The organism is Pseudomonas sp. BB438, from assembly GCF_057180225.1.
In genome coordinates, this window is the sequence record NZ_CM170001.1 from 5,625,210 (window position 1) to 5,651,521 (window position 26,312).

Consider the following 26,312-nt stretch of genomic DNA (forward strand, 5'->3'; position numbering starts at 1 on the left):
AAATACAGCCTGATTGACCGGGGCACGCGGCGCGCCAGACGCCGCGGCCCCGCGAGGAGATTGCATGAGCCTGCCCGCCGCGTTCCTGGACACGGTAGAACACCTGATCCCCCGCGAACGCCGCTTCGACGACCCGCTCTCGACTCTGGCCTTCGGTACCGACGCCAGCTTCTACCGACTGATCCCCAAGCTGGTGATCCGTGTCGAGAGCGAAGACGAAGTTGCCACCCTGCTCAAGGCCGCCCACTCCAACCAGGTGGCGGTGACCTTCCGCGCCGCGGGCACCAGCCTTTCCGGCCAGGCCGTGAGCGACTCGGTGCTGCTGGTGCTGGGTGACAACTGGAACGGTCGCGACATCCGCGACGGCGGCACGCAGATCCGCCTGCAGCCCGGCGTCATCGGCGCCCAGGCCAACGCCTGGCTGGCGCCGTTCGGCCGCAAGATCGGCCCTGACCCGGCATCGATCAACGCCTGCAAGATCGGCGGCATCGTCGCTAACAACGCCAGCGGCATGTGCTGCGGCACCGCGCAGAACAGCTACCACACCCTGGCCGGCATGCGCCTGCTGCTGGCCGATGGCACTCTGCTGGACAGCGAGTTGCCCGAGAGCATCGCCGCCTTCCGCGACAGCCATGGCGCACTGCTCGAACAACTCGCCGAACTGGGCCGTCAGACCCGTGCCAACCCCGACCTGGCCACGAAGATCCGCCACAAGTACCGGCTGAAGAACACCACCGGCCTATCCTTGAATGCCCTGGTCGACTACGACGAGCCACTGGATATCCTCACCCACCTGATGGTCGGCTCCGAGGGCACCCTGGGCTTCATCAGCGCGGTGACCTACGACACCGTGCCCGATCACCCGCACAAGGCCAGCGCACTGATCGTTTTCCCTGATGTGGAGACCTGCTGCAAGGCCGTGCCCGTGCTCAAGCAGCAGCCGGTGTCCGCCGTGGAGTTGCTCGACCGCCGCAGCCTGCGCTCGGTGGAGAACATGCAGGGTATGCCGGAGTGGGTGAAAAGCCTCTCTGAAAGCGCCTGCGCACTGCTCATCGAATCCCGCGCGGCGACGCAGTCGCTGCTGCACGAACAGCTCGCGCAGATCAGCGCCTCCATCGCCGACTTTCCAGTGGAGAAGCAGGTCGACTTCAGCGAAGACCCGGTCGTCTACAACCAGCTCTGGCGCATCCGCAAGGACACCTTCCCGGCTGTCGGTGCGGTGCGCGAGACCGGCACCACGGTGATCATCGAGGACGTCACCTTCCCTGTCGAACAGCTGGCCGAAGGCGTCAATCGCCTGATCGCGCTGTTCGACAAGCACGGCTACGACGAGGCCATCCTGTTCGGCCACGCGCTGGAAGGGAACCTGCACTTCGTCTTCACCCAGGGCTTCGAATCGCCTGAGCAGATCGCGCGCTACTCGGCCTTCATGGACGACGTCGCACACCTGGTCGCGGTGGAATACGGCGGCTCGCTCAAGGCCGAGCACGGCACCGGACGCAACATGGCGCCCTTCGTCGAGCTGGAATGGGGCCATGACGCCTACCAGCTGATGTGGCAGTTGAAGCGCCTGCTCGACCCCACCGGCATCCTCAACCCTGGCGTGGTGCTGACCGACGACCCGCAACTGCACCTGAAGAACCTCAAGCCGCTGCCGGCCGCCGACGAGATCGTCGACAAGTGCATCGAATGTGGCTTCTGCGAGCCGGTCTGCCCGTCCAGGGGGCTGACCCTCAGCCCCCGCCAACGCATCGTCATGTGGCGCGACATCCAGGCCAAGCGCCGCGCCGGCATCGACACCACGCAGCTCGAGCGCGACTACCAGTACCAGGGTATCGACACCTGCGCCGCCACCGGCCTGTGCGCCCAGCGCTGCCCGGTGAACATCAACACCGGTGAGCTGATCAGGAAGCTGCGCGGCGAACAAGCGCGCCACGCCGGCACCGCCACCTGGCTGGCGCGCAATTTCGCCACGGCCCTCAAGGGCGCGACGTTCATGCTGCATGCTGCCAACGGTGCGCGCATGCTGCTCGGCGCACCGCGCCTGGCTCGCCTCAGCACCTCCATCAGCCACGCCAGCAAGGGCCGTGTGCCACAGTGGACGCCCGCCATGCCGCAGCCGGTGCGCCTCACTGCCGCCTCGCAGCCGGTGGATAACGGCAAGCCACGCGTCGTCTACCTCACCGCCTGCGTGTCCCGCGCCATGGGCCCGGCGGCGGCGGACGAAGAGCAGATGCCGCTGATCGACAAGACCCGCCAACTGCTGGAGAAAGCCGGCTACCAGGTAGTCTTCCCGGACAACGCCGACAACCTCTGCTGCGGCCAGCCGTTCGCCTCCAAGGGCTACCGGCAGCAAGCCGACGCCAAGCGTGACGAACTGCTTGCCGAACTGCTGCGCGCCAGCCGTGGCGGTCTCGACCCGATCTACTGCGACACCAGCCCCTGCACCCTGCGCCTGGTACAGGAACTGGCGGACGACCGGCTGAAGATCTACGACCCGGTGAAGTTCATTCGCACGCACCTGGTCGAGCGCCTGGACTTTCAGCCGCAGGACAAGCCGGTGGCCGTCCACGTCACCTGCAGCACTCAGCACCTGGGCGAAAGCCAGGCGCTGATCGACCTGGTCAGACGCTGCACCCGCGACGTGGTGATTCCCGAGGGCATCCACTGCTGCGGCTTCGCTGGCGACAAGGGCTTCACCACGCCCGAGCTGAACGCGCACTCGCTGCGCACGCTCAAGGACGCGGTAAAGGACTGCGAGGAAGGCGTCTCGACCAGCCGCACCTGCGAAATCGGCCTGTCCGCCCATGGCGGCATCGACTATCGCGGCGTGGTCTATCTGGTGGATCGCGTCACCCGCGCGCGCCCGTCCAGCGCGTCCTGAGCCCAGGCGAGCGGCCTTGCCTTGCTCGCGAACCGCCTGACACCGCCACTCCCGGTCGAGGCGTTCGCGAGCACCTCCCGTCTTGCCGCCTTAACACCCCGTTAAGCGATCGCTGCCACCCTCTGCCCTAACCGGAGCACGCCAGCTATCCTGCTGCACACGGACGGACGAGGGGATCGACATGAGAATCCTGTTGGCAGAAGACGACCAGCTGCTGGGCGACGGTATCCGCTCGGGGCTCGGCCTGGAAGGCGACACCGTTGACTGGGTGAGCGATGGCGTGGCGGCAGACCAGGCGCTGGCCACCGATGAGTTCGACCTGCTGGTCCTTGACCTCGGCCTGCCGCGCAAGGACGGCCTGGAAGTGCTGCGCGGCCTGCGCCGACGCGGCGACCTCACCCCGGTACTGATCCTCACCGCGCGCGACAAGGTCGCCGACCGCGTGGCCGGCCTCGACGCGGGCGCCGACGACTACCTGACCAAACCCTTCGACCTCGACGAACTGCTCGCCCGCGTCCGTGCCCTCACCCGCCGCCACACCGGCCGCGCCGCGCCGCTGCTGCAGCACGGCGAACTGGCCCTGGACCCAGCCACCCACCAGGTCAGCCTGTCCGGCTCCCCGGTGGATCTCGCCCCGCGCGAATACGCGCTGCTGCGCCTGCTGCTGGAACAACGCGGCAAGGTGCTGTCCCGTGCCCGCCTGGTGGAAGCCCTCTACGGTTGGGATGGCGACCTGGAAAGCAACGCCATCGAGGTCCACATCCACCACCTGCGGCGCAAGCTGGGCAACAGCCTGATCCGCACCGTGCGCGGCATCGGCTACGGTATCGACCGCCCCGACGGCGCTGCCCGCACTTGAGCAGCACAGCGCGTCGCGCCGGCTCCATCAGCCGCCGCCTGCTGCTGACACTGATCGGCGGCGTCACCCTGCTCTGGCTGGTCGCCGGCCTGTTCACCTACCACCTGACGCGCGAACAGGTGAACCGCCTCTACGACCAGGACATGATCGACTTCGGCCAGGCCGCGCTGAGCCTGGTGGATGTCGCCGACGCCATCGACCCACAGTCCAGCGATGCCATGGAGATCCTCGCGCGCAGCCGCAAGGCCATCGAAGGACTGCCGCTGATTCGCCGCGAGGCCACGCTCGGCTATGCCGTCTGGTACCGCGGCCAGCCGCTGCTGGCCACCCACAGGCCGCCCAAAGGGATCGAAGCGCAGCCGCCGGGCTTCTCCGACCTGCTCGCCGGCGGGGTCAACTGGCGTGTACTGCAGATGGCCACGTCAGGCCCCGACGAAGTGCGCATCTGGGTCTTCGAAGACCTGCATTACCGCCATAAGACCCTGCACCTGCTGCTGTTCAGCGCCCTCTTCCCGTTGCTGCTGGCCCTCCCGCTGTTCGGCGTGCTGGTCTGGTTCGGCGTGCGCCAGGGCCTGGCGCCATTGCGCAGCCTGATCGAGCAGGTACACCAGCGCAGCGCCCACAGCCTGCACCCACTGGCCCTGAGCCGCGCACCGGTGGAAGTGCACAGTCTGGTCAACGAGCTGAACCTGCTGCTGGAGCGCCTGAATTCGGCGATGGAGGCCGAGCGGCGATTGACCAGCGACGCCGCCCACGAGATCCGCACCCCCTTGGCCAGCCTGCGTACCCATGCCCAGGTGGCATTGCGCTCTTCCGACCCCGCTGCCCACGCCCACGGGCTGCAGCAGGTCAGCCGCAGCGTCGAGCGTATCAGCGCGCTGATGGAGCAGATCCTCCTGTTGGCCCGACTGGACGCCGAAGAGCTGCACGAAATCTTCGCCCCGGTGGACCTGCGCCTGCTGGCCGAAGACGCCATCGCCGACCTCGCGCCGCAGGCCATCGACAAGCAGATCGAACTCACCCTCGATAGTCAGGAAGCCACCCTGCCGGGTGTCGCCGCATGGCTCGGACTGATGTTCACCAACCTGGTCGGCAATGCCCTGCGCTACACGCCAGACGGCGGGCGCGTGGCTGTCAGCCTGGAGAGCAGCGACGATCACCTGACCCTCTGGGTACGCGACAGCGGCCCCGGTGTGGCGCCGGCCGAGCAGGCGGCGATCTTCACCCGCTTCTACCGCAGCCCCAGCGTCTCCAGCAGCAACGGCAGCGGCCTCGGCCTGCCCATCGTCAAGCGCATCGTGGAAATCCACCACGGACGCATCTCCCTGCATGACGGCCTGGACGGCGCGGGCCTGGGGGTCTGCGTCGAGCTTCCGACGACCACTGGGCACATACTCTGAACCCCGGCTGACACATCGCAGTCCACCCTGTACGGCCCGCTCGATCGGTCCGCGACAACGGTCAAGTTGACAGGAGTACTGCGATGAAACGTGCCGCCCTACTCATCACCGCCGCGCTGCTGGCGTCGCCGGCTTTCGCCGCCGACCTGTGCAGCGACAACCTGCAGAAAATCGACGACGCAGTGAAAACCACCACCAACAACACCCAGGCGCAGGAGCAGGCCATGCGCCTGCAGGAAAAAGCCGCCCAGGCACAGACCGACGGCAATACCAAGGCCTGCATCGCGCAGACCGAGAAGGCCCTGCAACTGCTGAAGAAACACAGCGGTGACGGCGGAGCCAACGGATGATGCCGTTCGCGGTGGCCGGTCGCCTGGCCGGCTGCCGCTCATAAGGCCCGCGAAGCTATCGCCATTCGCAACCCCGCACTTCATGCCCCGACGCACTCACCCGCCTAAGATGGTGCGATTCCCGATCACAAGAATCACAACGGAATCGCCATGCCAGTCACCCGCCTGCTTATCGCCAACCGCGGCGAGATCGCTATTCGCATTGCCCGTGCCGCCGCCGAGCTGGGCATCCAGACGCTGGCCATCTACGCCGAGGACGACGCCACCTCGCTGCACACGCGCCAGGCCGACCTGGCTCAGGCCCTGAAAGGACGCGGCGCAAGCGCCTATCTGGATCAGCAGCAGATCGTCGAGATCGCCCGGGCTCATGGCTGTGATGCAGTGCATCCGGGCTATGGCTTTCTTTCCGAGAACGCCGGGTTCGCCCGTCGCTGCGAGGCGGCTGGCCTGACCTTCGTCGGCCCCACGGCAGAGGTGCTCGACGCGTTCGGCGACAAGGCCCGCGCCCGCGACCTCGCCCGTGACCACGGTGTGGCACTGGCGGCCGGCAGCAATCGCGCCACGTCGCTGGAGGATGCCGAGCGCTTCTTCCGCGAACTGCCCGCTGGCGCCGGCATGATGATCAAGGCCCTCGCTGGCGGTGGCGGGCGCGGCATGCGCGCGGTTAGCAGCGTCGAGGACATCGCCGATGCCTACGCCCGCTGCCAGGCTGAAGCCCGAGCGGCCTTCGGCGATGACCGGCTCTACGTGGAGCGCCTGATCCAGCGCGCCCGGCACATCGAAGTCCAGGTGATCGGCGACGGCCGTGTCGTCAGCCACCTGTGGGAGCGCGACTGTACGCTGCAGCGACGCAACCAGAAGCTGCTGGAAATCGCTCCGAGCCCCAACCTGCACCCACGCCTGCGCGGTGCCATCCTCGCCGCCGCCGTGCGCCTGGCCGAAGCCGTGCACTACCGCGGCCTGGGGACCTTCGAGTTCCTGTTGGACGAGGACAGCGGCGACTTCGTCTTCATGGAAGCCAATCCGCGCCTGCAGGTGGAGCACACCATCACCGAAGCGGTGACCGGTATCGACCTGGTGCAGGCCCAGCTACGCATTGCCGCGGGTGCCAGCCTTGCCGAGCTGAACCTGACCCAGGCCGAGATTCCCGCGCCGCGCGGCCACGCCCTGCAACTGCGGATCAACCTGGAAAGTCTCGCCAGCGACGGCACGCCCCACCTCGCCTGCGGCACCTTGAGCGCCTACGAACCGCCCAGCGGCCCCGGCCTGCGCGTGGACGGCTACGGCTACGCCGGCTACCGCAACAGCGCCGGCTACGACTCGCTGCTGGCCAAGCTGATCGTCCACGGCAACGGCGGTTATCCACAGCTGGTGCAGCGTGCCTACCGTGCGCTCTGCGAGTTCCGTCTCGAAGGTGTGGCAAGCAACATCCCGCTGCTGCTCAACCTGCTACGCCAGAGCGCGGTGGCGGACAACCAGGTCACCACCCGCTACATCGAAGAGCACCTGCCCGCCCTGCTCGACGCGCAGGAGCACGCGCACCGCTTCTTCAGCCATGTCGGCGTCGCGCCGGGAACCCAGCGCAGCCGCGAAGCACCCGCCGGCTGCATCCCGCTCGCCACGCCCAGCGCTGGCGTGCTGGTCAGCCTGAATGTCGCGGTGGGTGATGCCGTCGCCCAGGGCCAGACCATCGCCGTGGTCGAGGCGATGAAGATGGAGTTCGAGGTCAAGGCCAGCGCCAGTGGCTTCGTCCACAGCGTCGCCGCCACGCCCGGCGTCAGCCTTGGCGAAGGCGACGCACTGCTGTTCGTCGAGCCGGCAGACATCCAGGCACAGGACCGGGAAAACAGCGCCGCTATCGATCTCGACGCCATCCGCGCCGACCTCGCCGAAGTCCTGGAACGCCACGCCATCGGACTCGACGAACGCCGTCCGGATGCCGTCGCCAAACGCCACAGGATCGGCAAGCGCACGATCCGCGAGAACCTCGCCGACCTGCTCGATGACGGTAGCTTCATCGAATACGGCGCCCTGGCCATCGCCGCCCAGCGTCGCCGGCGCAGCGTCGAGGAGCTGATCGCCAGCAGCCCTGCCGACGGTCTGGTCAGCGGCCTGGGCAGCGTCAACGCCGCGCAGTTCGGCGACGAGAAAGCCCGCTGCCTGGTACTGGCCTACGACTACACGGTATTCGCCGGCACCCAGGGCGTGATGAACCACAAGAAGACCGACCGCATGCTGCACCTCGCCGAGCAATGGCGCATTCCGCTGGTGCTCTACGCGGAGGGCGGCGGTGGGCGTCCGGGCGACACCGACTTCGTCGGCGTGGCCGGGCTGGACAACATGAGCTTCGTCGGCCTGGCGCGGCTCTCCGGGCTGGTGCCCCTGGTAGGCGTGGTCTCCGGCCGCTGCTTCGCCGGCAACGCCGCGCTGCTCGGCTGCTGCGACGTGATCATCGCCACGCGCGATACCAGCCTGGGGATGGCGGGGCCGGCAATGATCGAGGGCGGTGGCCTGGGCAAGTTCGCCCCCGAGGAAGTCGGCCCCAGCGACGTACAGAGCGCCAATGGCGTGATCGACGTGCTGGTGGAGGACGAAACCGAAGCCACCCGAATCGCCCGCCAGTACCTCGCCTACTTCCAGGGCGACACCGCCGACTGGCAGTGCGCCGACCAGCGCCTGCTGCGCCACGCGGTGCCGGAGAACCGCCTGCGCGTCTACGACATCCGCCAGGTCATCGAGCAACTCGCCGACAGCGGTTCGGTATTGGAGCTGCGCCGCCACTTCGCGGCCGGCATGATCACCGCGCTGGTGCGCATCGAAGGCAAGCCCTTCGGCCTGATCGCCAACAACCCCATGCACCTGGGTGGCGCCATCGACGCAGAGGCCGGCGACAAGGCTGCGCGCTTCATGCAGCTGTGCGACGCCTTCGACCTGCCGATCATCTCGCTGTGCGACACCCCCGGCTTCATGGTCGGCCCGGCGGCGGAGAAGACCGGCACAGTGCGCCACGTCTCGCGCATGTTCGTCACTGCCGCCAGCCTCACCGTGCCCTTCTTCACCGTGGTGCTGCGCAAGGGCTACGGCCTGGGCGCGCAGGCCATGGCCGCCGGCAGCTTCCACGCCGCGCTGTTCACCGTGGCCTGGCCCAGCGGCGAGTTCGGCGCCATGGGCCTGGAGGGCGCGATCCGTCTCGGCTACGCCAAGGAGCTGGCCGCCGTGGAAGACCCGCCGGAACGGCAGAAGCTGTTCGACAAGCTGGTCGCCGCGGCCTACCGCAATGGCAAGGGGCTGAACATGGCGAGCTACCTGGAGATCGACGACGTCATCGACCCTGCCGATACCCGCCGCTGGCTGCTGCGCGGCCTGGCGTCGACGCCGAAGCCCGCAGCGCGCGAGGGGAAAAAGCGGCCGCTGATCGATACCTGGTAACCCATGGGTTGAGCTGCTCGCCCGATCCGCTAGAATGCGCGGCGTCATTGGGGAGTAGCCGACCGTTCGACGAACGGGGGCGACGTCAACACACTTGGCCCAAATCCATTGACGATCGTGCGAGCTAGAGCAGAACCAGGCGAGAGAGACTGACAAAGCGGAGTTTACGAATGTAAATGAGCAGTTATCAGTCGTTCTCAACGAGGTTCTGCCGACGCGCAGCAGATCGTAGAGGGATTTCAGGCCATGGCGTCGCCAGCAACTTAGCCTGGCAAGACCTTTGACCACGTGATCTCCGCAACGGCCGGGGAGATGCGTGGTCATGGGTACTGAAACCGGCCGGGAGCTTCACCGTGATGCACCATCCCACTCCTCGCTCCACCCGACTGGAGCCGCGCGCATGCTGACTTTCATCCTCGAACTGCTCGGCATGCTGCTGGTGATCCTCATCGCCGCCGAACTCTTCACCAATGCGCTGGAACACTTCGGCGAACGTCTGGGGATTTCCGAAGGCGTCACCGGCTCGCTGTTCGCCGCCATCGGTACGGCCCTGCCGGAAACGCTGATCCCGCTGCTGGCCCTGTTCGCCGGCACCAGCAACGTCAGCCTCAACGAGGAAGTCGGCGTCGGCGCCATTCTCGGCGCACCGCTGATGCTCTCCACCCTGTCCACCTGCCTGATGGCGATCGCGGCCTGGCGCGCTCGCGGCCTGTTCGGACGCATCCGCCCCGAACGTACCGGCCTTCAGCGCGACCTGAACTTCTTCCTGGTCGCCTTCTGCTTCGCCACCATCGCCATGTTCGTGCCTGCCGAACTGCAATCGGTACGGATCGCCCTCAGCGTGCTGCTGGTGCTCACCTACGTTGGCTACATCACCCTGACCCTGCGCGCGTCACAAGGCCTGGTGGAAGACGGCCACGGCACCGAAGCCGATCACCACATGTACCTGTCACGCATCGGCCTGCCGACCAACCTAGCCACCATCCTGCTGCAACTCCTGCTGGGCCTCGCGTTGCTAATTCTGGGCGCCAAGGGCTTCATCCATGGCGTGGAAGGCCTGTCGCACCTTCTCGGTATTTCCGCGCTGCTGCTGTCGCTGCTGATCATCCCCATCGCCACCGAACTGCCCGAGAAGATCAATAGCATCCTCTGGGTGCGTCGCGGCAAGGACACCCTGGCCTTCGGCAACATCAGCGGCGCCATGGTCTTCCAGGGCACCCTGCTGCCTGCCATCGGCATCCTCCTCACGCCCTGGCAGCCACGCATCGAGGTGCTCACCGGCGTACTGGTGACCCTCGGCGCCGCGCTCTGGCTGCGGATCAACGCCCAGCGCGGCGGCGGCCTGCCGATCTGGGTGCTGATGCTCAACGGCGTGCTGTACGCCGCCTATCTGGGTATCACCCTGTCGCGCTGACGCAGACGGCTCATTGCCTACACTGACAGTCCGGGCTGCCGTTTCGGCGGCAGCCGCACGACTAGCGATACGCCGAAGGAGTGAGCATGAAAATCCTGGTAGTCCTGACCTCCCACGACCAGCTCGGCAGCACCGGCAAGAAAACCGGCTTCTGGCTTGAGGAGTTCGCCGCGCCCTACTACGTGTTCAAGGATGCCGGTGCCAGCCTGACCCTGGCCTCGCCCAAGGGCGGCCAGCCGCCGCTCGATCCCAAGAGCGACGAGGAAGACGCCCAGACACCGGCCACACGCCGCTTCCGCCAGGACAGCGATGCACAGGCCGCGTTGGCCAATACCGTGAAGCTCAGCGACGTGAAGGCTGACGACTACGATGCCGTGTTCTACCCCGGTGGCCATGGCCCGCTCTGGGACCTGGCCGAGGACCGCACCTCGGTGGCGCTGATCGAAGCCTTCCATTCCAGCGGCAAGACCGTCTCCGCCGTCTGCCACGCCCCGGCTGTCTTCCGTCACCCGCGCGGGCTCGACGGCAGGCCACTGGTGCAGGGCCGGCACGTCACCGGTTTCTCCAACAGCGAGGAAGACGCCGTCGGCCTCACCGACGTGGTGCCCTTCCTCGTCCAGGACATGCTCAAGGCCAACGGTGCCCGCTACAGCAAAGGCCCGGACTGGCAGAGCCACGTCGAGGTGGACCGCGGGCTGATCACCGGGCAGAACCCCGCTTCCTCCGAGGCCGTGGCCGAAGCCGTGCTGAAATTCCTGGCCTGACAACACCTTGCGCCGCCCCGGGTGGCTATCGGGGCGGCTTTCCCGTAGAATGGCCAACGACCTTTCAAGGTTTTGGGGCCGATTAGGATTCGACGCCGGTAACAAAACTCGAGGGGCATGCCGAGTAGGTGACAGTTCTCGTAAATCAGCTGCCACAACTTTATAGTTGCCAACGACGACAACTACGCCCTAGCAGCCTAAGTGCCGCTAGCAGACCCTAGGGGATGCCTGTAAACCCGACGATTAGGTCTGTCATATAGAACAGGATCGCCGCCAAGTTCGCTGTAGACGTAACGGCTAAAACTCATACAGCTCGCTCCAAGCGCCCTGCCACTCGGGCCGCGAGGAGTTAACCTAATAGAGATGGCTAAGCATGTAGAACCGACAGCGGAGAACTGGCGGACGGGGGTTCAAATCCCCCCGGCTCCACCACATCCAAAGAAAAAGGCGCTGAGCCTCAAGCCCAGCGCCTTTTTTCTTGCCCGCGATGTGCCTAGAGCGTCAGAAAGCCCAGCCGCGGCATCAGTGGTTCCACCTGTTCCTCCACCACCACTTCCACGCAAGGCTTGCGCAGGCGCAGTCGTTCGGCGTTGCACAGCAGTGGGCCGTCTTCATCCTCGGCGCCGAAAGGGTCGTCGATCAGCACCCCCTTGATCAGGCCCTGTCGAAACAGCTCGCGAATGGCGAAGAGGTTCGCTTCGCGCGGGCCGGTGAGCTCGGCGATGGATTTGACGTCGTGTTCCGTGAGTTGGCTTAGCACAGCGTTCAGCTGGGCTTGGGAAGGCTTGAAACTCATGGGTACTCCGGGCGCAGCGGGGGCAAGCGTAACTATTGGCAGGAAATGTTATCGCTGGATTAACGGCCTGACAGACTGACGCCAGTCAATCTGTCAGGAGAGTCTGCTGATTCAGTCGCGGGAGACTCCCAGTTCCAGCAGGGCAAGGCGCTCTTCCAGAGCAGCGATGCGGGCTTCCAGCTCGACCAGGCGCCCTTCGTCGTGGCCGCCGCCGTCGCCACGCTCGCTGGAGGCGCGGCTACCACTGGCGGCGATGGCGGCTTCACGGTCTTCCTCGGTGCCAAGCAGGTGCATGTAGCGGTCTTCACGCTGGCCGCTCAGGCGCTCCAGTTGAAGGGCCATGCCGCGGCCGGCGAGACGTTCGAGCTGGTGGCGAACTTCCTCGGTGTCGTCGAAGTCGTGCATGCGCTGGCTGCGGGTCAGCAGTTCATTGAGCGTCTGCGGACCGCGCAGGAACAACAGGCCAAGCAGGATGACCTGCGGCTTGATCAGCTCCAGCGCCTTGTCCAGCCGCTGCTCCCAGCGGTCGGCACGGCTGCCCATGACCAGGCGCGTCATCTCGCGTCCTTCCAGATGGCGCAGGGACTGGCCGACCTGCCCCGGAGTGAGGTTCATCACTGGGTCGCGACTGGTCTTCTGGTTGCACGCAGTGACCAGTGCGTTGAGGGTCAGCGGGTAGGCTTCGGGGGTAGTGAGCTGCTTTTCGATCAGGCACCCGAGAACGCGGGCATCCACCGCACTCAGGGGTTCGAAGTCGGAGAGGGTGTCGAGCGACTGGCTCATGGCGGTATCCGTCGATGAGGGAACCGCCCTAGCCTAGCCGTTTACGCAGCGTTTGGCAGCCTCAGGCAGCGCCGGCAAGACGGCGGTTCAGTGGTCGTTCAATGACCGCCCAGTGCGAGAACGACGCCGCCAGCTCCTGCTCGCGTCCCTGCGCATCACGTCCCAGCGTGCGCCGGGCGAGGTCGCCGGTGAACCAGTTGGCGGTATTGGCTGCGACAACGCGCCCTTCGCCGTTGACCACCAGGGCTTCATGGCCCATCTGCATCAGGCTGCCCAGCAACACACCCTCGAACTCGTGCAGCGCGATATCCGCGGCAGCCACGCCGATGAAACGGCCGTCCACCTGGATCGGGACGGAGAAGGCGAGGATGTACAGGTCGGTGCCGTAGAGGTCGACGAAGGGCCCGACCACCGAGGGCTGGCCGCTGGCGCGCGGGCGGGAGAACCAGGGCATGTTGAGGTAGTTGTAGAAACTCTCGCTGCGCCGGTTGAAGTTCAGGCTCATGGGCACGACCTTGTCGCCGCGACCGTGGTACCACCACTCCAGGTACATCTCCTGGTCGGCCAGCTCACCCGGCTCGATCACCACGCCGGTGCCGTGCAGGCGCGTACCGTCATCAGTGAGGTCGTGCTGGATGCGCGGGCGCAAGGCACCGAGATCCCTGGAGGATGGGCGCTTGCCCTCCTGCGCCAGCTCGCGCCAGATCGCCACGACGTCACCAGCCAGCTCGTCGAGGCGCTGGAAAACGTTACGGATGGAAGCGTCGATGCGCTGGGCGCAGCGCTGGAGTTCATCCGTGGGGTGTTCGCTGGACATGACCGGGGCCTCGCTGTTCTTGTTATCGCGCAGCCCAGAGGGGATCTGCGGAGTCGGTACGGTGAGTCGTTGCGCGCGCCTTTCCAGGCGCGTCGGGAAAGCAGCAAGCGCTGTGCCAGTCAGCCGTCGTCGTCGGCGAGCAGGCTCAGACGCAGGTTGATCAACCGCTTGATGCCACGGGTGACGTGGGCCTCGGCCAGCGCGCCGGCAAGGTTAGCGTCACCTGCGCTGATCGCTTCGAGAATGGCGCGGTGCTCCAGTTCGATGGCCGCCGCCCCGGGGAAACCGTCCACCGGCAGCCACAGCCATTCACCGATTTCCGCCTGCAGGCGAGTTTCCGCATGGGTGAGGCGCACGGACTGGGCGGCGACGGCGATCTCAATATGGAAGCGCGCATCGGCGCGGCGCTGTTCCTGCCGGGTGGTGGCACTCGCCAACGCATCGAGGTACTGGGCGATGCGCGCCTGCTCATCGGACGTGGAGCGCTGCGCGGCCAGGCGCGCGGCGGCACCGGCGATGGCGACGTGCTCGTCGCCCAGGTCGCGCAGCTCCAGCGCACTCATCTGGCGCAGTTGCCCCAACAGGGCATCCTCGGAGGTGTGCTGCGGCGAGCAGACGAAACTGCCGCCATTACGCCCGCGCCGGGTCTCGATCACGCCACGTTCGCGCAGCTCCGCCAGGGCATCGCGCAGGGTCACGGTGGCGACGCCGAACTGCATCGCCAGCTCGCTTTCGCTGGGCAGTTGCTCGCCTTCGGCGTAGAGGCCGAGGTCGACCATTTCCACCAGCCGGCGCGCGACTTCCTCGGTGCGCCCTTCCTGACGCAGGCGCATGAAACTGGCGGGGCGGACTTTCCTGAATTCATTCATAGGCAGCAATGCGCGGGGCGCGGACGCTTCCTGCGCGGAATGTTCCTGTTCTGGCGTTGATGGCGAAGTCTACCGGCAAGCCCGGATGCGGCTCCGCGCAAAACTATGTCTCCATATTTTTAAATCGCTTTCCGGACTTTCAGCAAGGTCTTTTGCCACGAAAATCCCTTCCAGAGGCTCATTTTTCGACCTGTATTGGCAACTGCAAAAACATAAGATATGGTTTCAAATGTATTTGCCAGCGACGGTCCGCAGGCCGTCTCCGCCAACAACAGCAAGAACGAGGAGCGATACGCATGAGCCAGCCAACCCGCGCCGAATGGGAAGCCCGCGCCAAGACCCTGAAAATCGAGGGTCGCGCCTTCATCCAGGGCGAGTACCTTGCCGCCGCCTCCGGCGAAACCTTCGACTGCATCAGCCCGGTCGATGGCCGCCTGCTGGCCAAGGTTGCCAGCTGCGACGCCGCCGATGCCGAGCGCGCCGTACAGAGCGCCCGCACCACCTTCGATTCCGGCGTCTGGTCGCGTGAAGCACCGGCTACCCGCAAGGCCGTGATGATCCGCTTCGCCGGACTGCTGGAAGAACACGCCGAAGAGCTGGCGCTGCTGGAAACCCTGGACATGGGCAAGCCCATCGGCGACTCGCTGAACGTCGACCTGCCGGGCGCCGCCGACTCCCTGCGCTGGAGCGGCGAGGCCATCGACAAGGTCTACGACGAAGTGGCCGCCACTTCCCACGACCAGCTTGGCCTGGTTACCCGCGAGCCGGTCGGCGTGGTCGCCGCCATCGTGCCGTGGAACTTCCCGCTGATGATGGCCGCCTGGAAGCTCGGCCCGGCACTGGCCACCGGCAACTCGGTGATCCTCAAGCCCTCCGAGCGCTCGCCGCTGACCGCCATCCGCATCGCCCAGCTGGCCATCGAAGCCGGCATTCCTGCTGGCGTGCTGAACGTGCTGCCAGGCTATGGCCACACCGTCGGCAAGGCCCTGGCGCTGCACATGGACGTCGACACCGCGGTGTTCACCGGCTCCACCAGGATCGCCAAGCAACTGATGGTCTACGCCGGTGAATCGAACATGAAGCGCGTCTGGCTGGAAGCCGGCGGCAAGAGCCCGAACATTGTCTTCGAGGACGCGCCGGACCTGCAGGCCGCCGCTGAATCCGCCGCCGCGGCCATCGCCTTCAACCAGGGTGAAGTGTGCACCGCCGGCTCGCGCCTGCTGGTGCAGAAGTCGATCAAGGCGAAATTCCTGCCGCTGGTGGTCGAGGCCCTCAAGGGCTGGAAAGCCGGCCATCCGCTGGACCCGGAAACCAACGTCGGCGCGCTGGTCGACGGGCGCCAGCTGGAGCAGGTGCTGGGCTACATCCAGGCCGGCCAGGACGAAGGCGCGAAGATCCTCACCGGCGGCAAACGCGTGCTGGAGGAAACCGGCGGCACCTATGTCGAGCCGACCCTGTTCGACGGCGTCAGCAACGCGATGAAGATCGCCCGCGAGGAGATCTTCGGCCCGGTGCTCTCGGTCATCGAGTTCGAAGACGCCGAGGAAGCCATCCGCATCGCCAACGACACCCCGTACGGGCTGGCGGCGGCGGTCTGGACCCGCGACATCTCCAAGGCCCACCTCACCGCCCGCGCCCTGCGCGCGGGCAGCGTGTGGGTGAACATGTACGACGGCGGCGACATGACCGCGCCCTTCGGCGGCTTCAAGCAGTCGGGCAACGGCCGTGACAAGTCGCTGCACGCCTTCGACAAGTACACAGAGCTGAAGGCGACCTGGATCAAGCTGTAACCCGATCCGGCACACGAGAGGTTTGGAGCAACACGGCGCGCGGCTGAACCCGCGCGCCGAACAATAACAACAACGCTTTCCGTTGCACCCGATTGGCTGCCGACGCGAAAACCTCAGACAGGACACCCACGATGAACAGCTCGATCCAGCCCCTGGACCGCGACGCGGAACAACTCCGCGCGCTGGGCTACACCTCCAACTTCGAACGCAGCATGACCCTGTGGCAGAACTTCGCCCTGGGCTTCACCTACCTCTCGCCGGTGGTCGGCGTGTACACCCTGTTCGGCCTGTGCCTGGCCGCCGGCGGCCCGCCGATGTTCTGGTCCTACCTGCTGGTGGGCATCGGGCAGATGCTGGTGTGCCTGATCTTCTGCGAAGTGGTGTCGCAGTTCCCCATCTCCGGCGGCGTCTATCCCTGGGCCCGGCGCCTGGTGGGCAAGCGCTGGGCCTGGATGGTCGGCTGGATCTACTCGGTGTCGCTGTGCGTGACCATCGCCGCCGTCGCCCTGGGCGCAGGCCCGTACATCGCCACGCTGCTCGGCTTCGAGTCCACCCCGGTGACCAACACCCTCGTTGCCCTGGCGCTGACGGTGATCGCCACCCTGCTCAACCTCTCCGGCACCAAGCTGCTGGCGCGCGTGGCGATGTTCGGCTTCATCTGCGAACTGCTAGGTGCACTGGTGATCGGCACCTACCTGCTGATCTTCGAGCGTCACCAGCCGTTCTCGGTGCTGTTCAACACCTTCGACATCCGTATCGACGGCAGCTACTGGCCAGCCTTCCTTACCGCCTCGCTGGCCGGCATGTTCCTCTATTACGGCTTCGAGGCCTGCGGTGACGTCGCCGAGGAAACCCCGAACCCCAGCCGTCGTATTCCCAAGGCCATGCGCATGACCATCTGGATCGGCGGCGGCGCGGCCATCTTCGCGGCCCTGGCGCTGATCCTCGCGGTACCGGACATGGGCGCGGTGATCTCCGGCGCAGATAAAGACCCGATGACCACCATCCTCGACAACGCCTTCGGCGTGACCGGCGCGCGCCTGGTGATGGCGGTGATCATCGTCTCCTTCATCTCCTGCGTACTCAGCCTGCAGGCTGCCGCCAGCCGCCTGCTGTACTCCTACGCCCGCGACGAGATGGTGATGGGCAGCGGTGTGCTCAAGCGCCTGTCGCCCAACACCCACGTGCCGGTGGCCGCGCTGATCGCCTGCGGCGTGATCCCGTCGGTGATCGTCTGCGCCGGCTTCTACCTGCAGAACGCCATCGCCATGGTGGTGAGCTTCGCCGCCATCGGTATCTATCTGTCGTTCCAGATGATCGTCGCCGGGGCCCTGTTCGCCCGCCTGCGTGGCTGGAAGCCAAGCGGCGCCTTCACCCTGGGCAACTGGGGCTGGATCGTGAACATCCTGGCGCTGACCTACGGCGTGCTGGCGATCATCAACATGTCCTGGCCACGCACGCCGGATGCGCCCTGGTACCTGAACTACGGGATCATCCTGGTCGGCGGCATCGTGATCGTCCTGGGCCTGGCCTACATGACCCTGTTCCGCCCGTACGACAAGGGCACCGCGCCCCACGGGGATGCGTGGAAGCTGCATCAGCAATAAGCGTTCGACGTGAAACGAAAACGCCCGGCAGGATGCCGGGCGCTTTTTCTTTGGAGGCTCTTGTAGGAGCGGCCCCATCAGGCCAGTTCTTGGGATTGAACCCAGAGGCGTTCGCCCGCACCCGGCGCCTCCATCCACTGCTTCAACGACCGCGTCGGCAGATCGAAATACTCCCGCGTGCGCGCATAACCATGCCCGCCCATGCGGCCGATGGCGTCGAGGCCGAGCTGGTCGATGTAGAGCGTGGCCGGATCGATCAGGTCGTCGCGCACGTGGGCCATCAGCACTTCACCGAGGATGATCTCCCGCGACTGGCCGATGGACAGTGCCATCATCCGCCGGCACTCCAGCGCCACCGGCGCCTCGCCGATGCGCGGGCAGCCGACGCGGGTGCCGGGGATGGCAGTGAGCCCGGCAGCGACCAGTTCGTCGAAGCCCGGCTCGAACGGCACGGCGCAGACGTTCATCGCCTCCACCAGCACGTCGGACACGATGTTCACGGTGAATTCCTGGTTCTGCCGGATGTTCAGCGTGGTGTCCTTGGGGCTGAGGTCGCTGTAGTTCTCCACGCCCAGGGCGAGAATCGGTGGATCGGCCGAGAGGGCGTTGAAGAAGCTGAAGGGCGCGGCGTTTGCGCGCCCATCCGCGTCGACGGTGGTGACCAGGGCGATGGGCCGAGGAACCACGCTGCCGATGAGGATCTTGTATTTCTCGCGGGCGGAGAGCTGCTGGAAATCGAAGCTGAGCATGCGGTGATCCTTCACGGGGCCGTTGGTGCGTGCGTATCGAACAGCGGTGCGTCGGCGCTGTACGAATCGGCAAAGGGAATCGCGGAGCGGAACAGCGTGCGCCACGGCGGATTGCCAAAGGCGCGCTCGGCGTGGTGCTGCATCTGCTTCTGGAACAGCGCGTCAGCGCGACGCTGCAGGTCGGTGTAATCGACACCGATCACCTGGCCGCCCTGCATCACGCTGCGGCCGTCGATGAAGCTGGCGACGCAGTCGTCGCCACGGCCGGCGGTGAACAGGTTCTTCAGCGGGTCGAAGAACGGGCCCTGGTGGAAGTCGCCAAGGCGGAACACGGTGATGTCCGCGCGGGCGCCGACAGCAAGACGGCCGAGGTCGTCGCGGCCCAGCGCCTGGGCGCCGCCGAGGGTGGCGGCGTTGTAAAGGTCGAGCATGCGCGTGTGTTCGGCATCGCCCTCCTTTACTCGCGCAATGTTCAGACCCTGGCGCAGGTTGTCGAGCATGTCTGCCGGGAAGGTGTCGGTGCCCATGGCGAGGTTGATACCGCGAGCGTGGTAGGCGCCGAACGAATCCAGCGCGTCGCCTTCACGGGCGAACACCACCGGACAGTGCACCAGGCTCGCGCCGGTATCCGCCAGACGCTGCAGCTCGTGCTCGCCGCTGTGCAGGATGCCGTGGGGCAGCACGCTGCGCGGGTTGAGCAGGCCGTAGCGGTCGAGCCACTGCAGCGAGGAGGTGTCGCGCAGACGGCGCACCAGTTCCACCTCGTACCGCGACTGGCAGCAGTGCAGGCGCAGCGGTGCGTTCAGTTCTCGCTGCACGGCTGCGGTGCGCTCCAGCAGCGCGGGCGTACAGGTTTCGATGCGATCCGGCAGCAACGCACCGCGCACCAGGCCGCCGTGGGCGCCGTCGAAGTCGCGGAAGAAGCGCTCGGCCTCCTTCAGTCCGGCGAGTCCGGCGGCTTCGTCCCAGTGCTGCGCAGGGCTGCCGTCGACGCGCGCGTAGGTCATGCCGCTCATGTAGCAAGGGCCGAGGTAGGTGCGCAGACCAAGCTCGCCGGAAAGCGCGGCGACCCCGGCGAATTCGTCGTAGTGCTCGGCCCAGCGCCGGTAATACATCGAGGTGATCGGCATGGCAGTGGTGATGCCGTTGCGGATCAGCTGGGTGAAGGCGTAGCGGTACTTGAACAGCTCCTCGTCGGGGCTGTAGCACTCGTTCGGCCCGGCGCGCAGATAGTCTTCGGACCAGACGCGGCCCATGTTCCATTCGGCGCCGTTGTCCAGGGTAAGCACCGTGGAGTCGAGGTCGCCGAGGGCGTCGAGGTCGATGAAGCCGGGGCCGATCAGTGCGTGGCCATAGTCGATCCACTGGCTGACTTCGCCAGGGAAACCCCGACCGACAAAGACAATGTTCCCGCCCTCGAACACCACGTCGGCGTGGCGCCAGAGCACGTGCTGCGTGCCGTCGAAGCCCACCACGAAGCTGGCTTTCAGGCCGATACGGGGCGCACTCACAGACGCGACTCCACGAGGCGGCCCTGCTCGGCGATCAGCTTGCCGGCCTTGAACACCTGGCGCTGCGCCGGGCGCGCAACCACGGCCTCACCGAGGGTCTCGACCGGCAGCAGTAGGAAGTCCGCTGGCGCGCCGACCTCGATGCGCGCCGGCTCGCGACCCAACGCGCGGACACCGTTGTCGGTGGCGGCGGCGAAGGCGGCGGCAAGGTCATCGTCCTTGCACAGGTCGAAGCGGAAAGCGAGGAGCATGGCGCGCTCGAGCATGTCGCCGTTGCCCATGGGCGACCAGGCATCACGGATGCCGTCGCTGCCCAGGCACAGGTTCACACCAGTTTCGCGCAGGGCGAGGAACGGCGGCACCGGGGTGTCGGCCGGGGCGGAGCTCATCAGGGAAATACCCAGTTCGGAGAGCCGCTCGGCCAGCGGCTCGACCTGCTCCCAGGGCGCCATGCCCAGGCAGTAGGCGTGGCTGATCATCACCTTGCCCTGCAGGCCGTGGCGCTCGGTGTAGTCGGCGATGCGGGCAATCTGCCAGAGACCCAGCTCGCCCTTGTCATGCAGGTGGATATCCACGCCGCGACCGAACTCCACGGCCAGGCCGAAGACGATATCGAGCTGGGCGATGGGATCGTCGTCGATGCCACAGGGGTCGAGACCACCGACGTTTTCCACACCCAGCGCCAGCGCCTCGCGCATCAGCTCGGCGGTGCCGGGACGGCTGACCAGGCCGGTCTGCGGGAAGACCACGAACTGCATGTCGATCAGGTCGGCGTAGCGTTCGCGCAGTGCCTGCATGGCGACCACGTGGCGCAGGCCCAGCTCGGGGTCGATGTCCACGTGGCAGCGGAAGGTCAGTGAGCCCCGGGCAATGCACTGTTCCAGCAGCGCGCCGGCACGGGCGGCAATAGGTGCCTCGATCTCGCGCAGCACGCGTCGCTCGTTGGCGATGTAGTCCTTGAGCGTGGGGCCTGCACTGTTGGGGCGCCAGGGTTGGCCCCAGAGGGTCTTGTCCAGGTGGCAATGGCTTTCCACCAGCGGCGGCAGCAGGAGCTGGCCGGCGCCCTCGATGTCGCCGGTCTGCGGCGCGGTGTTGCTGGCCGGACGGCGCTCGGCGATGCGACCGTCACGGATGAGAAAGTCTTCCGCCGCATTGCCCAGCGGACGGATGTTGCGCAGCCAGTAGCTGTCGGTCATGGGGACCTCGAATCCAGAGAAGAACGTAGGGCGATTAACTGCTTGCAGTTATCCGCCGAGGAACTCGCCGACGCGAGCTCCGGGCTAAACCTTGTAGGAGCGAGCTTGCTCGCGATCGGATTACGGCTTAGCGCCGGCGTCATGCGGTTCGCGAGCAAGGACTAGGCGTCACCCTCGGTCCTACGAAGAGCAGCCCGGCGCGAAGCCGGGCCAGATCATCAGCCCTTGAGCTTGGACCAGATGCGGTCCTGCAGCTCGCGGGACTTGTTGCTGCATTCCTTTTCCAGGCGCAGGCGCTGCGCGTATTCCTCGGGCATGTTGATGGCATCCATCACCTTCCACTTGGCGTCGAGCAACTGGTCGGTCTGGATGCCGTTGGAATAGGCGATGGCGTTGGTCACCGCGGCGGCGTTCTCCGGCTTCATCATCCAGTTGATGAACACCTTGGCGTTCTCCGGGTGCGGCGCGCTTTTCGGCACGGCGAAGTTGTCCTGGAAGGACGCCACGCCTTCGCGCGGGTAGACGTACTTGATGGTGCTCTTCTGCAGGGTGGCGCGCGCGGTGGAGCCGTTCCAGTTCTGCATCAGCACCACTTCGCCGGAGGCCATGCGGTCCACGGTGTTGTCCGAGCTGTACATCTTCAGGAAGGGCTTCTGCTTCTGCAGCAACTCGAGGATCTTCTTGGCGTCCTGCGGGTTCTCCGTGCACTCGTCGAGGTTCAGGTAGTGCGCGGCGGCGTTGATCAGGCTGCTCGGGGTATCCAGCGCGGCGACCTGACCCTGCAGCTCCGGACGCGGTTCGAAGAACTCCTTCCAGGAGTCATCCAGCTTGCCGCCCGGCACCCGCGCACTGTCGTAGGAGAAACCCGTGGTGCCCCACAGGTAGGGCGCCGAGTACTTGCGACCGGGGTCGAAGCCCGGATCGCGGAACGCCGGCTTGACGAACTGGAAGTTGGCGAGCGTGGGCGTGTCGATCTCCAGCAGCAGGTCCTGGTGGATCAGCGTCTGCATGATCGAGTGCGACGGCACGATCACGTCGTACGCCGCGCCGCCGGCCTGCAGCTTGGCCAACAGGGTTTCGTTGCTGTCGTAGCCGTCCATGGTGACCTTGATGCCGGTCTCCTTCTCGAACTTGGCCAGCAGCTCCACCGGGTAGTAGTCGGTCCAGTTGTAGAAGAACAGCTGCTTGGGCTCCTCGGCCTGGGCGGCGCCCGCAGCCAGCAGAGCGAGGGACAAACCGGCGAGGCCGTGACGCAGGGCATTCAACTTCATGTTGCGCTCCGAAACGAAAGGTCAGAAAACGAAAGGTCGGCAGTCTTGATCAGGCGTCCGGCTTGCCGCGCTGGCCGAGCCAGTACGACAGCACCACGAGGACGATGGAAATCACCAGCATGAGGGTCGAGATAGCGTTGATCTCGGGTGTCACCCCGGCCTTGATGGCCGAGAAGATGTAGACCGGCAGCGTCGTCGAGCCAGGGCCGGCGACGAAGAAGGTCATGATGAAGTCGTCGAGGCTGACCACGAACGCCAGGACCGCGCCGGACAGCACCGCCGGCCACAGCAGCGGCAGGGTCACCCGGCGGAACACCTGGTAGGGGCTGGCGTAGAGGTCGCCGGCGGCTTCCAGCAGGCTCTTGTCCAGGTCGTTCAGGCGCGCGCGGATCGGCAGGTAGGCGAATGGAATGCAGAAGCCGACGTGGGCGACGATCACCGTCATCAGGCCCAGTTTGATCCCCAGCGACATGAACAGCAGCAGCGTGGCCACCGCGATGACGATCTCCGGCAGGATCAGCGGCAGGTTGATGCCGCCCTCCACCAGCCGTCGCCCATAGAACGGCCGCGAGGTCGCCAGCGCTGCCGCCAGGGCGATCGACGTGGACAGCACGGTGGCGAAACCGGCCACCACCAGCGAGTTGAAGGCCGCCGCCTGGATCGACGGGTTGGCGACGATCTTGCCGTACCAGGCGAAGGAGAATTCGGTCCACACCGTGGCCGAGCGGTTGGCGTTGAAGCTGTAGCCGATCAGCACGAAGATCGGCAGGTACAGGTAGGCCAGGACCAGCAGGCTGGTTTCGCGGGTGCCGGGCAGTTTCTTCAGGTGCTGGGCGATCATGCGTTGGCTCCTCCCAGGTGGATGGCCTTGGCGGCGCGGCGGCTATACAGGGCGAACGCGATCAGTGCGAGCAGCATGATCGCCAGCAGCAGGAACGACAGCGAACCGCCCAGGGGCCAGTTGCGCGCGGTGCCGAACTGCTGCTGGATCAGGTTGCCGATCATCAGCGTCTTGCCGCCACCGAGGATCGCCGGGGTGATGAAGGCGCCCAGGCTCGGTACGAACACCAGCAGGGAGCCGGCGATCACGCCGGGCATGGACAGCGGCAGGATTACCCGCTGCAGCGCCTTCCAGCGGTTGGCACCGAGGTCGTAGGCGGCCTCGACGAGGCGCCAGTCGAGTTTCTCCAGGGTCGAGTAGATCGGCAGGATCATGAACGGCAGGAAGCTGTAGACCAGGCCAACGCAGACCGCGAAATCGTTGTACAGCAGGGTGATGCCGCCGGCCTGGGGGAACAGCGCGTTGACCGACTGGGCGATCCAGCCGTGCTCGCGCAGAATGATCAGCCAGGCGTAGTTGCGGATCAGCAGGTTGGTCCAGAACGGGATGGTGATCAGCAGTACCATCAGGTTGCGCGAACGCTCGCTCAGGCTGGTCATCCACAGTGCCACCGGGAAGCCGAACAGGAAGCACAGCAGCGTGGTGCCGCCGGCCTGGAACAGCGAGCGCAACAGCGCCTGGGCGTAGACCCAGTTCAGCTCCAGGTTGCCGTCGAAGTCTTCCTGGAAGAACAGCTGCACGTAGCTCTGGATCTGCCAGTCGGCGTGCCAGTCGACACCGCCGTAGAGGTTGCGCGGCAGCAGGCTGATGTAACCCATGATCGCCAGCGGGATGGCGATCAGCCCGAGCAGCGTCAGCGCCACGGGGCTGAGCAGCAACAGGCGTCGGGTAGTGGGCGACTCCTTCATGCTCAGGCCTCCATCAGCAGGCAGGCCTGGGGCGGCAGGTGCACCGCCACGGCTTCGCCGACGTCACGGGCGCGGCCGCCCTCGTTGCTCTCGCGCAGGGTGATCTGCGAGGCATCGGGCAGGCGGCAGCGGTACAACGTGGCGGTGCCGACGTACATCACCGTCTCGATCACCGCGCGCAGGTGATGCGGCTGCGACGGGTCGACCAGCTTCGAGCGCTCCGGGCGGAAGGCCAGTTGCACGCTGGCGCTGCTCAGGCCGGCCGGCAGTTCGCAGGGGATTTCCGCCGCCATGGCGTTGGGGTGGAAGCCACCCTGGCGCATCTGCCCGGGGAGGAAGTTGATGTCGCCGATGAACTGCGCGACGAAGCGATGCGTCGGGCGTTCGTAGATCTCGTTGGGCGTGCCGATCTGCATGATGTTGCCGTGGGACATCACGGCGATGCGGTCGGACAGGGTCAGCGCTTCTTCCTGGTCGTGGGTGACGAAGATGAAGGTGATGCCCGCCTCTTCCTGCACCCGCTTGAGCTCGACCTGCATCTCCTTGCGCAGCTTCAGGTCCAGCGCGGACAGCGGTTCGTCGAGCAGCAGTACCGAGGGTTTTGGCGCCAGCGCGCGGGCCAGGGCCACACGCTGCTGCTGGCCGCCGGAAAGCTCGGCCGGCTTGCGTCGTGCCAGGTGTTCCATCTGCACCAGCGCGAGCATTTCCTTCACCCGGCCGGGAATGTCGCCGCGCGCCAGGCCCTGCATTTCCAGGCCAAAGGCGATGTTCTCGCTCACCGACATGTGCGGGAACAGGGCGTAGCTCTGGAACACGGTGTTGATGCGGCGGCGGTAAGGCGGCAGGTCGTTGACCCGCTCGCCGCCGACGAGGATGTCGCCGGAGGTGACGTTCTCGAAGCCGGCGATGCTGCGCAGCAGCGTGGTCTTACCGCAGCCGGAAGGCCCCAGCAAGGTAAAGAACTCGTTATGGGCAATGTCGACCGACACTTCGTTGAGGGCGGGAGCGACGTTCGGGTCATCGGTGTAGCGCTTGCTGACCCGACGCACCTCGACTGACGACGAGTGATTCATTTTGGTGCATTCCTCTTGTTTTTGTATGCAATATTTGAATGCAATCTAGAAATAGCGGATGTATTTTTCTTCTGCAACTGGTTTTGCACGGACGGTTTTGCGGCATCCTTTGACGGGTCAAGCAAGAGGCGGAGTCGCTCATGACGGATAAGCACCCCGAGTCCACGGTGGAACGCGTCTACCAAGGGGTTTACGAGGCGATCAGCAAGCGCAGCCTGCGCCCGGGCATGAAGCTCGGCGAGGCGGCTTTGGCGGATCTGTTCAAGGTCAGCCGCACATCGGTGCGCGCGGCGCTGAAACATCTGGAAGCGGATGGGCTGGTATCCAGCGCGCTCAACAAGGGTGCGTGGGTGTCATTGCCCAGCGACGAGGAGATCCGCTCGCTGTTCGAAACGCGGCGGCTGATCGAGATCGGCATCGTCAGCGAACTCTGCCGCCGCGCGGACAGCGCGATCATCCAGGACCTGCGCGACCATGTGGCGCTGGAAGAGGCGACCCACGACCACGACCACGCACGGTTCGTCCACCTGCTGGGCGAGTTTCACCTGAAGCTCGCGGCAGCGCTGAACAACCCGGTGCTGCTGGACTTCTTCCGCAAGCTGATCGAGCGCGCCTCGCTCTACGCCACCACCCTGGACGACGACCAGCACGAGACCTGCCGCGGCAACGAACACCAGCGGCTGATCGAGTACATCGAGTCGGGCAACCAGGCGGCGGCGATCGAATTGACCTGCATGCACCTGAACGCGATCGAACAGGCGATTCTCAAGGCGGCGGGGAACCTGAAGGCGGATTACCACCCGCTCAAGCACCTGATAGGCGGCTGAAGCCGCGCTGGCAGGTTTTTGTAGGAGCGAGCTTGCTCGCGAACAGAGGTTCCCGGCCTGCGCCAACTGTCAACGCTTGCGCCGAACAATCCCCTCTCCCTTCAGGGGGAGGGCTAGGGAGGGGGAACTCAGCCGAAACTCCGAAGCTGGCGCTGACCCCGTAGCCCTCTCCCC

General features: G+C 66.0%; 21 protein-coding genes and 1 other RNA gene. 11 read left to right on the plus strand and 11 right to left on the minus strand.

Features of this window, described 5'->3' with window-relative positions:
- The first annotated feature begins 64 nt into the window (after positions 1-64).
- The 8 genes from AC1ZV1_RS25980 to ssrA all read left to right on the plus strand — a co-directional run bounded on the left by AC1ZV1_RS25980 (position 65) and on the right by ssrA (position 11,532).
- Positions 65-2,884, plus strand: coding sequence for an FAD-binding and (Fe-S)-binding domain-containing protein (locus AC1ZV1_RS25980; RefSeq protein ID WP_484294253.1), 2,820 nt, complete (start codon positions 65-67; stop codon positions 2,882-2,884).
- 181 nt (positions 2,885-3,065) lie between these two features.
- Positions 3,066-3,743 carry a response regulator gene (locus tag AC1ZV1_RS25985; protein ID WP_484294254.1) on the plus strand — a complete coding sequence of 226 codons (678 nt, stop codon included), beginning with the start codon at positions 3,066-3,068 and terminating at the stop codon, positions 3,741-3,743.
- Complete coding sequence (locus AC1ZV1_RS25990; protein WP_484294255.1) at positions 3,740-5,143, plus strand: sensor histidine kinase; 1,404 nt, start codon at positions 3,740-3,742, stop codon at positions 5,141-5,143. Before AC1ZV1_RS25985 ends, AC1ZV1_RS25990 begins: the two co-directional genes overlap by 4 nt.
- A gap of 83 nt (positions 5,144-5,226) precedes the next feature.
- Positions 5,227-5,493 carry a hypothetical protein gene (locus AC1ZV1_RS25995; protein WP_484294256.1) on the plus strand — a complete coding sequence of 89 codons (267 nt, stop codon included), beginning with the start codon at positions 5,227-5,229 and terminating at the stop codon, positions 5,491-5,493.
- A 150-nt stretch (positions 5,494-5,643) separates the two neighbouring features.
- Positions 5,644-8,922, plus strand: a complete 3,279-nt coding sequence (locus AC1ZV1_RS26000) for a carboxyl transferase domain-containing protein (protein WP_484294257.1) — start codon at positions 5,644-5,646, stop codon at positions 8,920-8,922.
- Positions 8,923-9,322: 400 nt separating this feature from the next.
- Positions 9,323-10,336, plus strand: coding sequence for a sodium:calcium antiporter (locus AC1ZV1_RS26005; RefSeq protein ID WP_484294258.1), 1,014 nt, complete (start codon positions 9,323-9,325; stop codon positions 10,334-10,336).
- 86 nt (positions 10,337-10,422) lie between these two features.
- The gene (locus AC1ZV1_RS26010) at positions 10,423-11,100 is read left to right on the plus strand and encodes a type 1 glutamine amidotransferase domain-containing protein (RefSeq protein WP_484294259.1); all 678 of its coding nucleotides are present in this window, start codon (positions 10,423-10,425) and stop codon (positions 11,098-11,100) included.
- A gap of 74 nt (positions 11,101-11,174) precedes the next feature.
- Positions 11,175-11,532: a transfer-messenger RNA gene (gene ssrA / locus AC1ZV1_RS26015) on the plus strand.
- Between the two features lie 61 nt (positions 11,533-11,593).
- Here ssrA and AC1ZV1_RS26020 read toward each other — a convergent pair.
- From AC1ZV1_RS26020 to AC1ZV1_RS26035, 4 genes are all read right to left on the minus strand, one after another.
- Positions 11,594-11,896 (minus strand): hypothetical protein, encoded by a 303-nt coding sequence (locus AC1ZV1_RS26020; protein ID WP_484294260.1) that lies wholly within the window; start codon positions 11,894-11,896, stop codon positions 11,594-11,596.
- A gap of 111 nt (positions 11,897-12,007) precedes the next feature.
- Complete coding sequence (locus tag AC1ZV1_RS26025) at positions 12,008-12,679, minus strand: YceH family protein (RefSeq protein WP_484294261.1); 672 nt, start codon at positions 12,677-12,679, stop codon at positions 12,008-12,010.
- 61 nt (positions 12,680-12,740) lie between these two features.
- Positions 12,741-13,496, minus strand: coding sequence for a cache domain-containing protein (locus AC1ZV1_RS26030; protein ID WP_484294262.1), 756 nt, complete (start codon positions 13,494-13,496; stop codon positions 12,741-12,743).
- Between the two features lie 119 nt (positions 13,497-13,615).
- Positions 13,616-14,365 (minus strand): FadR/GntR family transcriptional regulator, encoded by a 750-nt coding sequence (locus AC1ZV1_RS26035; protein ID WP_484294263.1) that lies wholly within the window; start codon positions 14,363-14,365, stop codon positions 13,616-13,618.
- A gap of 296 nt (positions 14,366-14,661) precedes the next feature.
- On the opposite strand from AC1ZV1_RS26035, the gene AC1ZV1_RS26040 reads away from it, so the two are divergent.
- A complete protein-coding gene (locus tag AC1ZV1_RS26040) occupies positions 14,662-16,155 on the plus strand; it encodes an aldehyde dehydrogenase (protein WP_484294264.1) in 1,494 nt (497 codons plus the stop codon).
- Positions 16,156-16,286: 131 nt separating this feature from the next.
- Positions 16,287-17,762 carry an APC family permease gene (locus AC1ZV1_RS26045; protein ID WP_484294265.1) on the plus strand — a complete coding sequence of 492 codons (1,476 nt, stop codon included), beginning with the start codon at positions 16,287-16,289 and terminating at the stop codon, positions 17,760-17,762.
- Positions 17,763-17,839: 77 nt separating this feature from the next.
- On the opposite strand, the gene AC1ZV1_RS26050 is transcribed toward AC1ZV1_RS26045, so the two are convergent.
- From AC1ZV1_RS26050 to AC1ZV1_RS26080, 7 genes are all read right to left on the minus strand, one after another.
- Positions 17,840-18,511, minus strand: a complete 672-nt coding sequence (locus AC1ZV1_RS26050; protein ID WP_484294266.1) for a flavin reductase family protein — start codon at positions 18,509-18,511, stop codon at positions 17,840-17,842.
- An 11-nt stretch (positions 18,512-18,522) separates the two neighbouring features.
- Complete coding sequence (locus tag AC1ZV1_RS26055) at positions 18,523-20,022, minus strand: amidohydrolase family protein (RefSeq protein WP_484294267.1); 1,500 nt, start codon at positions 20,020-20,022, stop codon at positions 18,523-18,525.
- Entirely contained in the window at positions 20,019-21,218 is a 1,200-nt protein-coding gene (locus AC1ZV1_RS26060; protein ID WP_484294268.1) for an amidohydrolase family protein, read from the minus strand. The genes AC1ZV1_RS26055 and AC1ZV1_RS26060 overlap by 4 nt, the downstream gene beginning before the upstream one ends.
- Positions 21,219-21,436: 218 nt before the next feature.
- The gene (locus AC1ZV1_RS26065) at positions 21,437-22,489 is read right to left on the minus strand and encodes an extracellular solute-binding protein (protein ID WP_484294269.1); all 1,053 of its coding nucleotides are present in this window, start codon (positions 22,487-22,489) and stop codon (positions 21,437-21,439) included.
- 49 nt (positions 22,490-22,538) lie between these two features.
- Positions 22,539-23,330: an ABC transporter permease gene (locus AC1ZV1_RS26070; RefSeq protein ID WP_484294270.1), complete on the minus strand. Its 792-nt coding sequence runs from the start codon at positions 23,328-23,330 to the stop codon at positions 22,539-22,541.
- Entirely contained in the window at positions 23,327-24,238 is a 912-nt protein-coding gene (locus AC1ZV1_RS26075) for an ABC transporter permease (protein WP_484294271.1), read from the minus strand. Before AC1ZV1_RS26075 ends, AC1ZV1_RS26070 begins: the two co-directional genes overlap by 4 nt.
- A 2-nt stretch (positions 24,239-24,240) precedes the next feature.
- On the minus strand, positions 24,241-25,311 hold the full coding sequence (locus AC1ZV1_RS26080) for an ABC transporter ATP-binding protein (RefSeq protein ID WP_484294272.1): 1,071 nt from the start codon (positions 25,309-25,311) through the stop codon (positions 24,241-24,243).
- 140 nt (positions 25,312-25,451) lie between these two features.
- Between AC1ZV1_RS26080 and AC1ZV1_RS26085 the strand changes: the two genes are divergently transcribed.
- Positions 25,452-26,138, plus strand: coding sequence for a GntR family transcriptional regulator (locus AC1ZV1_RS26085; protein ID WP_484294273.1), 687 nt, complete (start codon positions 25,452-25,454; stop codon positions 26,136-26,138).
- The last annotated feature ends 174 nt before the right edge of the window (positions 26,139-26,312 follow it).